Source organism: Sphingorhabdus sp., from assembly GCF_046596595.1.
Taxonomy (GTDB): domain Bacteria; phylum Pseudomonadota; class Alphaproteobacteria; order Sphingomonadales; family Sphingomonadaceae; genus Sphingorhabdus_B.
In genome coordinates this window covers 1-11341 of record NZ_JBKJMB010000030.1, presented here as the reverse complement: position 1 = coordinate 11341, position 11341 = coordinate 1, and the positions used below count along the sequence as shown (strand labels likewise).

9 protein-coding genes are annotated in these 11341 nt (G+C 53.5%); 3 read left to right on the top strand and 6 right to left on the bottom strand.

Going from position 1 to position 11341, the window contains the following annotated elements; translation table 11 throughout:
* Window position 1: 1 nt before the first annotated feature.
* Window positions 2–1000, top strand: coding sequence for an OmpA family protein (locus ACLL9E_RS02830; protein WP_411290227.1), 999 nt, complete (start codon window positions 2–4; stop codon window positions 998–1000).
* Between the two features lie 97 nt (window positions 1001–1097).
* Here ACLL9E_RS02830 and ACLL9E_RS02825 read toward each other — a convergent pair whose 3' ends face one another.
* Both ACLL9E_RS02825 and ACLL9E_RS02820 read right to left on the bottom strand, forming a co-directional pair.
* Window positions 1098–3857, bottom strand: coding sequence for a [protein-PII] uridylyltransferase (locus ACLL9E_RS02825; protein WP_411290226.1), 2760 nt, complete (start codon window positions 3855–3857; stop codon window positions 1098–1100).
* 37 nt (window positions 3858–3894) lie between these two features.
* Window positions 3895–5592 carry a class I adenylate-forming enzyme family protein gene (locus tag ACLL9E_RS02820; protein ID WP_411290225.1) on the bottom strand — a complete coding sequence of 566 codons (1698 nt, stop codon included), beginning with the start codon at window positions 5590–5592 and terminating at the stop codon, window positions 3895–3897.
* Between the two features lie 75 nt (window positions 5593–5667).
* Here ACLL9E_RS02820 and lgt point away from each other — a divergent pair, with 75 nt between their 5' ends.
* Both lgt and ACLL9E_RS02810 read left to right on the top strand, forming a co-directional pair.
* On the top strand, window positions 5668–6534 hold the full coding sequence (lgt, locus tag ACLL9E_RS02815) for a prolipoprotein diacylglyceryl transferase (RefSeq protein ID WP_411290224.1): 867 nt from the start codon (window positions 5668–5670) through the stop codon (window positions 6532–6534).
* Window positions 6500–7585: a class I SAM-dependent methyltransferase gene (locus tag ACLL9E_RS02810; protein WP_411290223.1), complete on the top strand. Its 1086-nt coding sequence runs from the start codon at window positions 6500–6502 to the stop codon at window positions 7583–7585. The genes lgt and ACLL9E_RS02810 overlap by 35 nt, the downstream gene beginning before the upstream one ends.
* 13 nt (window positions 7586–7598) lie before the next feature.
* Here ACLL9E_RS02810 and ACLL9E_RS02805 read toward each other — a convergent pair whose 3' ends face one another.
* Genes ACLL9E_RS02805 through ACLL9E_RS02790 form a run of 4 tightly spaced genes read right to left on the bottom strand, consistent with a single transcriptional unit; the run spans window position 7599 to window position 11119 of the window.
* Window positions 7599–8195 (bottom strand): ABC-type transport auxiliary lipoprotein family protein, encoded by a 597-nt coding sequence (locus tag ACLL9E_RS02805; protein WP_411290222.1) that lies wholly within the window; start codon window positions 8193–8195, stop codon window positions 7599–7601.
* Window positions 8192–9172, bottom strand: coding sequence for an MlaD family protein (locus tag ACLL9E_RS02800; protein WP_411290221.1), 981 nt, complete (start codon window positions 9170–9172; stop codon window positions 8192–8194). The genes ACLL9E_RS02805 and ACLL9E_RS02800 overlap by 4 nt, the downstream gene beginning before the upstream one ends.
* A 9-nt stretch (window positions 9173–9181) precedes the next feature.
* Window positions 9182–10003 carry an ABC transporter ATP-binding protein gene (locus tag ACLL9E_RS02795; protein WP_411290220.1) on the bottom strand — a complete coding sequence of 274 codons (822 nt, stop codon included), beginning with the start codon at window positions 10001–10003 and terminating at the stop codon, window positions 9182–9184.
* Between the two features lie 3 nt (window positions 10004–10006).
* Window positions 10007–11119 carry an MlaE family lipid ABC transporter permease subunit gene (locus ACLL9E_RS02790; protein ID WP_411290228.1) on the bottom strand — a complete coding sequence of 371 codons (1113 nt, stop codon included), beginning with the start codon at window positions 11117–11119 and terminating at the stop codon, window positions 10007–10009.
* Between the last annotated feature and the right edge of the window lie 222 nt (window positions 11120–11341).

Below are 11341 nucleotides of genomic sequence, written 5' to 3'. Positions count from 1 at the left end.
CCTGAGTTTGGATATTGGCACGCTGAATAATGCAGCGTCCGTCGATATGGACAAGGGATATGATTTCGGTGGCGTCGTTGGTTATGATTTCGGCGGTTTCCGTCTTGAATCAGAAGTTTCCTATCGTCAGGCCGACGTCAATGGCTTCAACAGCCAGACACCACAGATCACAGGCGGTGCTGGCACCGCGCTTGTCCGTGGTGGTTCCTATGACGTAGCGGGTGACGCAAGTGCATTGAGCTTCATGGTCAATGGTTTGTTGGATTTCGGTGATGATGATGGCCTTCAGGGCTTTGTCGGCGGCGGCGTCGGTGTAGCACGCGTTGACGTGCAGACCGTTCTTGGCGCTCCTTCTTTCCTGGATGACTCGGACACAGGTTTTGCATGGCAGGCACTTGCTGGCGTTCGCGCGCCATTGAGCGACAACTGGGATGTTGGACTGAAGTATCGTTTCTTTAACGCGGACAAGGTCAATCTCGTTAATCGTCTTGGCCGTTCTGTTGACACGCGATTCCGTTCGCACAGCATCATGGGCAGCCTGATTTATAACTTCGGCGGCGCACCTGCACCTGTCGAAGTGGCTCCACCACCAGCACCGGTATATGTGGCACCACCGCCACCACCGCCACCACCGCCACCTGCGCCAGTTTGCAACTCGGGCCCCTACATCGTATTCTTCGATTGGGATAAGTCGAACTTGCGTCCTGATGCAGCATCAGTTTTGGATAATGCCGTAGCGCAATATTCGAACTGTGGCATGGCTAAGGTAATGCTTGCCGGTCACGCCGATAAGTCGGGTACAGCAACGTATAACGTTGGTCTCTCACAGCGTCGTAACGACACTGTTCGTTCGTACCTTGAGTCCCGCGGTGTTGCAGGTGGCGCGATTGCTACTGAAGCATTCGGTGAAACTGCACCACTGGTTCAAACTGCAGATGGTGAGCGCGAACCGCAAAACCGTCGTGTTGAAATCACTTATGGTCCAGGTTCGGGAATGTAATTCCCAAGCCGACGTAATGTTAGAAAAAAGGCCAGTCGAAAGACTGGCCTTTTTTTGTGCGCATTACTCTCGGTGCAACGCCAGTGGCAGTACGACCCTATGCGGCTGCTTTGGTCTTTACCCGCGCCTTAACGGTCGCTGCTTCCAAAAGTCTGGTTTCAAGCCCTCTCAGCTTGCTTTTGCTTTCAATCTTTGCACCGAATAAATCCGTAATATAAAATGTGTCGACTGCCCGCTCGCCATAGGTTGCGATGTGCGCGCTATGCAATGTGACCTTGGATTCAAACAGAGCCAGCGCCAAGTTATTCAATAAGGCTGGACGATCGAGGGCGTTGACCTCGATCACGGTGAACCGGTTCGACGCCTGATTATCGATGAGAACCGACGGAGCAATTTTAAATGCATCGGCGCGGCGCAATGCTTTTGGCTTTGCGTCTAATTGAGTCATCAACTTTGCACGATTGGTAAGGGCGTCCTCGATGTTTCGTGTGAGGCGATTTAACTGCCCTTGCTCACGGAATGGACGGCCCAACGGATCCTGAATCAGAAAATTGTCTACCGCCATACCATCGCTGCTGGTGTGAATACGCGCGTCTATAATGTTGCCGCCAGCCAAATGAATGGCGCCCGCAATCCGGTAGAATAAGCCGGGATGGTCAGCAGCAAAAACTGTTACCAACGTTGCGCCTCTGTCAGGATAGAAACATGCGTCAATCGCAAGCTCCGTCCCGGTATTTTTCAGCAGGTGGCGTGCATTGCGTTCGATGATATCGTCTGGCTCAGCGATCCAATACGCGTCAGGAAGGGTTTTGCTAAACGCTGCGAAAGCATTTTCGGGCATTTGTAAGGCGGATTCCAGTTTTGCCTTTTTAGAGGCAATACGTTCGTCCCGGCCACGTTGCTTATGCCCCAGCCGCAATACTTCTTCGGTGGCCTCATAGAGGTCGGACAGCAATTGCCGCTTCCAACTGTTCCATACGCCCGGACCAACGGCACGAATGTCGACGACGGTCAGCACCAATAACAATTTTAGCCGTTCTGGGGACTGGACTGCTTGGGCAAAATCCAGGATTGTCTTAAAGTCAGCGAGGTCCCGCTTGAATGCGGTCGCCGACATTAAAAGATGGTACCGCACCAACCACGCAACTGTCTCTGTCTCTGCAGGGGAAAGGCCAAGGCGCGGACACAATGTCTCGGCCACCTGAGCGCCAAGCACACTGTGGTCGCCGCCCCGGCCCTTCGCGATATCATGCAGAAGCGTAGCTACAAACAATACGCGCTGACTGACGATTTGCCGCACGATGGCAGTCGAAAGCGGGTGATCCTGTTTCAACTTGCCTCTGCCAATTTCGGCCAGCAGGCCAATAGCGCGGATAGAGTGCTCGTCCACGGTATAATGATGATACATGTCGAACTGCATTTGCGCGACGACCCGGCGAAAATCGGGAACAAATCTGCCGAAAATTGTGGATTCGTTCATCCAGCGCAGCACTGTTTCAGGATCGCGCGGGGATGTGAGGATATCGAGGAAAAGCGCATTGGCCTTTGGGTCCCGGCGAATATTCTTGTCCACCAGCCTTGCGTCCCTTTGGGCGGCGCGCATCGCCAAGGGATGGATTTCAAGCTCGTGCAAATCGGCGAGATGGAATATCTCCAACAGACGAACGGGGTCTTGCACAAAAAATTGGTCATCGGGCAGGGACAAGCGGCCTCTGTCCAATTGAAAGCCGTTTAATTTACGTGGTTTGCGGGTAAAGCTTGGTAAGAAACGACGGCCTTTTTTGGCCATCGCGTCGTCCAAATGCGCGAGGAACAGCCCAGTAACATCGCCGACTGTTTTGGCATTCAGAAAATAATAATGCATGAACCGCTCAACCGCTGACCGCCCGGGGCGATCCGCAAATTGCATAAGCTCGGCAACTTCGCGCTGCAGATCGAACGTCAATCGCTCTTCTGCGCGCCCGGTAATGTTGTGCATATGGCAGCGCACAGCCCAGAGGAAATTCTCGGCTTTCCTAAACCGGTTATATTCATCGGCTGTCAACAAACCGACGTGCACAAGTTCGGACGCCGCCGAAACTTTATGAATATATTTTCCAATCCAATACAGCGTGTGCAGATCTCTCAGACCGCCTTTGCCATCCTTGATATTTGGTTCAACCACATATCGGCTGTCGCCCATACGTTTGTGGCGCGCGTCACGCTCAATCATTTTTAACCGCACGAACTCCGATGCGGTGTTGCCGACAACTTCATTCCAAAAACGTAGCGCTGCTTCTTCATAGACGCCGCGGTCACCCCATACGAACCTGCTTTCCAAAAGTGCAGTGCGGATCGTCAAATCCTCCTGTGCCATCTTGACGGTCTCGTCCAAGGACCTGCTGGATTGCCCCACCTTCAGGCCAAGGTCCCACAGCAGATACAGTGTCGCTTCAACCACTTGCTCAGTCCACGAACTTCGCTTGAACGGGGTCACAAAAGCGATGTCGACGTCACTGTGGGGAGCCATTTCACCCCGGCCATAGCCGCCAACGGCTAAAACCGCTATGCGCTCGGATGCTGAACGGTTGGGTGCCGGATAGACGTGGACAGTGACATAATCATAAATGAGGCGCACAATTTGATCGACCAGAAATGCCTGCTCGGCGGAGGCACGATAGCCCTGTGACGGATTTTCGCTTAACCGCCGCTGGATTTCGGCGCGCCCGCTGGCCAGTGCGTTTTGCAGCATCCCCAGCACAAAGGGCCGACGCGTTTGCGCATTGTGCTCCTTGACCACGACCTCGATTTGCTCCGCAAGTGCGTTGCGGTCGATGATATTGCGTTGCTTGATAATCCGTTCAGCTGCTGGTGCCATTTGGCGACCTTAGGCGTGATCAGGCATCATGTCAGCCTTAAGCAGAAATCTTGGCGTTATATTCTCGCCGGAGTGCAACGCGATCAATTTTTTGGGTACCAAGCCGGGGCAATGGCGCATCGACTTGCCAGAAATGTGCGGGTATCTTGAAAGCAGCTAGGCGCGGGGCCAAAAATGCCTTTAGCTCCGATGCCGGCAATTCGACCCCGTCCTTTGTCTGATACACAATGCCAGGCACCTCGCCATATTTGTCGTCAGCAATGCCAAAGACAGACAGTTCAACAATGGAGTCATGCTCATATGCTGCGGCTTCAACCTCAGGGCAGCTGATATTTTCACCGCCCCGAATGATAATGTCTTTCTTGCGGTCGACGATAAACAAATAGCCGTCCTCATCGAGATAACCAATGTCGCCTGTTCTGAAAAAGCCGTCGGTGGTAAACGCATCGCGCGTGGCGTCGTCATTATTCCAATAACCGTTGAAGTTGGCGATCGTGCGGATGCCAACCTCACCGCGTTCGCCTTGCGGCAATACATTCCCGTCGTCGTCGAGCATCTGAACGTCGACCAGTGGTTTGGTTGCAGGGCCAGTGCTGGTCGGCTTTTCCAGATAATTGTCGGTGAAATTGCCGCAACCGACGCCATTGGTTTCGGTTAGGCCATAACCCAATAACGGGTAGCCCCAGCTCATCTCTTTGCGGATCTTTTTAACATGTTCGACAGGGCGCGGGGCACCTCCAGCAGCAAAGGCAGTGCAACTTGTCAGATCATATTTATGACGCGCTGGATGCGTTGCCAATTCAATGCTCATCAGCGGGACACCTACGAAATAGGTAATACGCTCCTTCTCTATTATCCGCATCGCCTCTTCGGCATCCCATTTGGGCATCAATACCAGTTTGCGGCCAATGGCGAAACTTTGCAGCACCAAAGGAATTGATGCGGTCACATGGAACAACGGCACATTGACGAGCGCTGATGGCTGGGCGGGCATCGATTGGCCGCTGGCGGACAAAAGCTCGAAGAACACGAGTGTTTGCCCCACATAGCTCATTGCCCCCTGCACCACAGCACGGTGGTCAGAAACAGCGCCCTTGGATTGCCCGGTTGAGCCAGAGGTGTACAAAATAGTCGCGTTATCGAGCGGATCGATTGTTGGCAGCGGGGTGGATGATCCGCCGCCTTTGGCGGTCAATACCGACAAGCCATCAAGCGGCGCAACATCATGATTGAAAATCAGCAGTTCGCTATCGCCCAGGTCTTGTCCAGCCATACGCGCGGCGCGTTGTTCATCGGCCAGAACAAAGCGGCAGCCAACCATGCGAATGCCTTCTGCAAGTTCGCCCCCTTGCCACCAGCCATTCAGCAACGTTGCCACACCGCCTGCCATCACAATCGCCATATAGGCAACGATCCAGTTCGCAGAGTTGCGTGCGGCGATGCCTACCCGCTCACCTTTTTTAAGCTGGTGACCTTCTACCAAGCCACCTGCGAGGGTTCGTGCAGCGGCATATGTTTCGGCAAAGCTCAATCGCAGTTCACCGTCGACCAAGAATTCCTTTTCCCCATGCGTTGCGCAGAAAAACGCCAAATAGTCAGCCATGTTGCCCGGTGCCTTGGCAAAAACAGGCATTTGTACCCCATATTTTTCGGTATGAGTGATGGTCAACGGACCATCATTCTCCATGAGACGGGCGATAGTGGCATCGATTGCAAGGTCCAACTGCGACGGCATATGATTCTCTCCTAAACTCTTTGTGCACCTTCTATTTCGCTCTATAGGAATGTCAAAATATCCTGAGGAAATACTGTGTCATTTGAGATTATTGCTTCGGCCGCTGGCTATATTCAGTTTACCGATCTGGGCGTGGGTCCCGTCGCCTTGGACCTGGGCTTTTTCCAAATTCGCTGGTATTCATTAGGGTATCTCGCGGGAATATTGCTTGGCTATTGGCTGTTGCTCAAGCTGCTTGCACGCCCTGGCGCGCCAATGTCACGCGAGCATGCTGATGATATGATTCTTTATGCCACTCTTGGGATCATTTTAGGCGGGCGCATTGGATATATTCTTTTCTATCAGCCGTCGATTTTGCAAAATCCCCTCGATATATTTAAATTGTGGGAAGGTGGCATGTCACTCCACGGTGGGACGCTCGGCACCATATTTGCCATTTGGCTTTTGGCACGAAAGCACAAACTCTCATTCCTTCGGGTTTGTGATTATATTGCTTGTACTATCCCGTTTGGCCTGTTCCTCGTGCGCCTCGCAAATTTTGTGAATGACGAGCTTTGGGGCCGCGTGACTGACGTGCCATGGGCTATTGTCTTCCCAAATGGAGGCGATTTGCCAAGGCACCCAAGCCAGCTTTATGAAGCAGCCCTTGAGGGTCTCGTGATGGCCGCAATTCTGTGGCCGTTGTTCTGGAAAACGCAGGCGAGGTATAAGCCCGGTTTCCTGTTCGGAATGGCCGCGGTAATATACGGAGTTGCACGCTTTACGGTTGAATTTTTCAGGGAACCAGACCAGCAACTGCAGTGGCTGGTGGAAGCGAGCGGCCTCAGCATGGGGCAGTGGTTGACCATTCCAATGATATTGATTGGTCTATTTCTGGTGTTTACGGCAGGCGCTCGCAGGCAGCGTGTTGAGCCGTTCGCGGGAAGTAACAGTGTTGCCTGATCAAGGGCAGGTTGCACTTCGCCTCGCGGAGCAAATTGAGACGTCCGGGCCCATGACCGTCGCCGACTATATGCGGACTGCCAACACTGCATATTATAGTCTTGCAGACCCGCTTGGCGCCGCTGGAGATTTCATAACGGCGCCTGAAATCAGCCAGATGTTTGGGGAAATGGTGGGGATATGGCTGAGTGACATTTGGCTACGGCACAGCAGCCCGTCACACTGTCATTATGTAGAGCTTGGGCCCGGCAGGGGCACATTGGCGGCGGACGCTCTACGGACATTGAAGCGATTTGGTTGCACGCCTGCGGTACATTTCTTGGAAACGAGCGCTGTTCTGCGGCAGAAACAGCAGGCGGCAGTGCCACATGCGACGTTCCATGACAGCATAGAGACAATCCCGGTCGACGCGCCATTGCTGATAGTCGCAAATGAATTTTTCGACGCATTGCCGGTGCGGCAAATGATCGCCACGCATGCAGGATGGCGCGAGCGTGTCGTTGTCCGGGATTACGGCACACGATTTGCCGCAATGCCCGGTACGCGCGCAGTTGATGCTGAAATTCCGGAACATATTCGCGTTGCTGCGGTGGGCAGTATCTATGAAACCTGTCCGGACGCTTCGGAGATCATGCACATATTGTCAGGCCGTTTGCGCGTACAGGGCGGGGTAATGCTGACCATAGATTATGGGCACGCCCACACAGCACTTGGCAGCACATTGCAAGCGGTTCGAAATCACCAGCGTGCTGACCCTTTTGCTGACCCGGGCTATTGTGACCTAACCGTGCACGTTGATTTCTCGGAACTTGCGCGACAGGCAAAAGCTATCGGGTTGGCGGTCGCGGGACCAGTCAATCAAGGTACGTGGCTGACAGCTCTCGGTGTCGACCAACGCGCACAAAAACTGGCAGAGGCTCATCCCGATCGTGCTATCGAAATCAGCGCGGCGCACAACCGGTTGGTAAAGCGCGACGCCATGGGTGCCCTGTTCAAAGTGCTGGCTACCTACGCCGATGAATGGCCAAAGCCCGAAGGTTTTGGCATTTAACTTCACCCGAGTTTCAGTTTACCCAGGCGGCAACCTGAGCGGCCACGTCATTTGCTGCTGCATTTAACGCCGCGCCAGTCGGTGCAGCCGCAACGGCGGCCATTGGCCTGCGCGATTCAAACCTGCGTTTTTCAGTCGGATTGCCGCGGATGATCTTGACGGCGTCATAGACGACGACAGCTTCATTGGTTGCTGCATCAATCCCGAACTCCAGCAAGCTTCCCGATAAAATGCGGACCGCTTTGCCACCTGCGTCTACTTCATTGAGCACGAGGTTTCCGCTTTTTGCGGAAACAGTTTCAACGAGTAACAACTGCATCAGACGTGCTGGCTTGTCCGCCCAAAACGCATCCTTTAAATACGCAATGCTGCTCGCATCAATTTGAACAGGGACGCGATTGGTGTCCAATTTGCGCGGAACCTCAGGGGTTTGAATGACCAGCGAATCTGCGGCAGTCGCCGTGCGCGCAGTTCCGGCAGACACGACGTTGTCAGCCGTCAGCACAAGCATTGAGGCCGGTGCTTTGCCGCCGAAGCTGACACACGCGCCGAGGCTAAGAATGAAGGGTAACGCGACCATGCGTGCACCGGAGATTTTGCTCAACATCATTTTTTGCTCCTGCTGCCGGGCTTATAATCGGGTAAAGCGGGTGCGCCGACCACGCTTCCCAAACCACCTTGATCAACCTTTTCGGTTACGGATTTTAATGAACCGGACAATTCTCTCAAATCTCGCGCGAGCTGTGTTACTTCAGGCAAAGTTTGCGTATTGAGTGTTTCAATCGCAGGATTTGCATTATTCAAGGTCGTTTCCAAAGCAGCAAGGCTGCCGTTCGCGGACCTGAGCGTCTTGCGCAATTCCTCCAACATCGGACGGCCATCGCTATCAAGCAACCTGCTTGTTGACCCAGCCATTTTGGAGATTTCATCTGCCGCCAACCCAGCTTTTTGCAATGCAATCCGGGATTCCTGAATCGCGGCCCGCAAATCAGGTCCTTGCGTCGCGAGAGTACCCGACAGGCTTTCGACATTGTCCAATATCTGCTCGATTGATTGCTGATTTTTGTCCGAAAGAATGTTGGTGAGCCGTTCGGTCAAAGTTGAAAGTCGTTCCAGAAGCAGAGGCGCATTGTTGAGCAATTCGCCCAAAGCTCCGGGCGTGGTAGGAATGACCGGCACACCCGTCGGACATGCCGTCTGCGGATTTTTGGCGGGGCAGGCCAGTGCCGGAGCGCCTTTCACTGCACCATCCAGCTGAATTTCGGATACCCCAGTGAAGCCAACGCCGTTAATCGTTGCTGTCGTCCCCTGCAGGACAGGAACAGTGTCCTTAATGCTGATGCGCACCCGTACAAAATCGGGATCGGGTTCCCACAACTCGATATTTTCAATTTGCCCGACCGGAACACCAGAAAATGACACGCCCGAACCCTTTGCGAGGCCGTTTACCGACTGTTGAAAAAATATATCATATTCTTTCTTGTCGCCATCACTTGAACGCGACAGCCACACGGTAAATGCCGCCAGCAGCGCCAGAAGTAGAAGCGTGATAGCACCCACCATCACATAGTTGGATTTGGTCTCCATCGTACTACCTTATGACCTTCCTGGCTTCTGCATGGTTGAATATGCTTCTGTGTTTTTGTCACTGTGCCCGCGGCGCGCCGCCCGCCCCCGTGGGCCGCTGAAATATTCGTTGATCCATGGATGCTTGATCGCCAGCAATTCCTCAATCGCGCCAACCGCTACAACTTTCTGATCGGCCAAAACGGCGACACGGTCGCAAATGGCGTAAAGCGTATCCAGATCATGCGTGATTAGAAACACCGTCAGACCCAGCGTCTCTTTCAAATCTCGCGTCAGATTGTCAAAATTTGCAGCGCCAATAGGATCAAGTCCCGCGGTGGGTTCATCCAGAAACAATAATTCGGGGTCCATCGCCAATGCGCGGGCCAGGCCAGCACGCTTGCGCATCCCGCCCGAAAGCTCAGAGGGATATTTTTGCGCCGCATCTGCGGGAAGGCCGCTCAGATAAATTTTATAACGCGCGATTTCATCAAGCAGCGGCTTGCTGAATTCCGGGTAGAATTCGCGCAGTGGTACCTGAACATTTTCCGCAACGGTAAGCGTGGAAAACAGGGCGCCGCCTTGAAACAACACCCCCCAGCGTCGCCTGACGTCAGTGGCCTCATCTTCCTCTTTGCCGATCATGCCTTCGTCAAAGACGCGGATTTCGCCTGCAACTGGTTCCTGCAGACCAATGATGGAGCGCATCAGCACTGACTTACCCGTCCCTGATCCGCCAACGACGCCAAGTATCTCCCCGCGACGTACTTCGAGATCGAGATCCTGGTGGATAATCTGGTCGCCAAAGCTGTTGCAGAGGCCCTTCACGGAAATGATGTTGGGTACAGCCATTTTTTAGTCCCAACCAATTTCGCTGAAGAAAACGGCGAAGAAGGCGTCAAGCACGATAACCAAGAAAATGGCCTGCACGACAGCGGCGGTTGTTTTTAGGCCGACTTGCTCGGCATTGCCCTTGACCTGCATCCCCTGGAAACAACCCGCCATGGCGATGATCGCGCCAAACACGGGGGCCTTAATCATGCCGATCCAGAAGTCTGTCATTGGCGTTACTTCGCGTAGCCGTTGGACAAAAGTGGCGGGTGGTATGTCCAATACAATCCAGCACAATATGCCGCCGCCAATGATCGACATGAGCGACGCATAAATGCCAAGCAAAGGCATCATAATGACCGCCGCAATGACGCGCGGGACAACCAACGCCTCTGCTGGCACGACCCCAATCGTCCGCATGGCATCAATTTCTTCTGTGATGTTCATCGTGCCGATTTGAGCAGCAAATGCCGAGCCGGACCGTCCAGCGACCATGATCGCAGTCATCAATATGCCGAGTTCGCGCAACGTCAGTCGTCCGATAAGATTGATCGTAAATACTTCGGCACCAAACTGCCGAAGCTGGACTGCGCCTTGCTGCGCAATAACAATTCCGATCAGAAAACTCATCAGACCGACGATACCAAGCGCCCGGACGCCGACCATATCGAAATGCTGAACGACCGCGTGCCAGCGAAAGCGGCTTGGGTTCATCACCAATATGAAGGATGCTTTCACGACCTGTCCGACAAACCCCAAAAACTGCAACAATGTCGTTATGCCGACAATGACTCCACTGCCTATTTCAGCCAGAAGCCGGTTTAATGACGAGATATGCGGTTTGGGGACGACATCGGTCTGATCCACACCGCTAATGGCGTCAATCAGACGGCCGGCATCATCGGCACCCCCAGTAATTTCGGCAGAATGTTCTTTGGCCGTTCGATGAACCAGCCAAGCGCCAACTGTGTCCATATGGTCGACGCCGGATAGGTCTATTTCCGCAACGGGGCTATTGATATCCCGCAAACGCGCATCGACCTCGCCAATCGTCGCAATGGCAAAATTACCGGACAGCCGGATAATCTGCCTGCCGTCGGCAAGCGCGTCTTGAACGAAGTCTGCAGAGTTAGCCATGGCCATATAACTGGCGTATAATAACAACTATCACAAGCCTGTAGACTTTTTGCGAAAGATTATGCCTGTAGCATTATGATGCCCGAACCCAGAACAACACTCCTTGCCATATATGATATGGACAAGACCGTCACGCGACGCGCCACGTATAATGGGTTCCTCCTGCATATGGCTTTTAACAAGTCACCGTGGAGATTGTTCCTTTCACCGCTCCTGCCGCTT

What these genes read in the sequence shown, in the direction of transcription:
- ACLL9E_RS02790 (WP_411290228.1), bottom strand. Translation starts at nt 11,119, where the DNA reads ATGGCTAACTCTGCAGACTTCGTTCAAGACGCGCTTGCCGACGGCAGG.
- ACLL9E_RS02795 (WP_411290220.1), bottom strand. Translation starts at nt 10,003, where the DNA reads ATGGCTGTACCCAACATCATTTCCGTGAAGGGCCTCTGCAACAGCTTT.
- ACLL9E_RS02825 (WP_411290226.1), bottom strand. Translation starts at nt 3,857, where the DNA reads ATGGCACCAGCAGCTGAACGGATTATCAAGCAACGCAATATCATCGAC.
- ACLL9E_RS02805 (WP_411290222.1), bottom strand. Translation starts at nt 8,195, where the DNA reads ATGATGTTGAGCAAAATCTCCGGTGCACGCATGGTCGCGTTACCCTTC.
- ACLL9E_RS02800 (WP_411290221.1), bottom strand. Translation starts at nt 9,172, where the DNA reads ATGGAGACCAAATCCAACTATGTGATGGTGGGTGCTATCACGCTTCTA.
- ACLL9E_RS02820 (WP_411290225.1), bottom strand. Translation starts at nt 5,592, where the DNA reads ATGCCGTCGCAGTTGGACCTTGCAATCGATGCCACTATCGCCCGTCTC.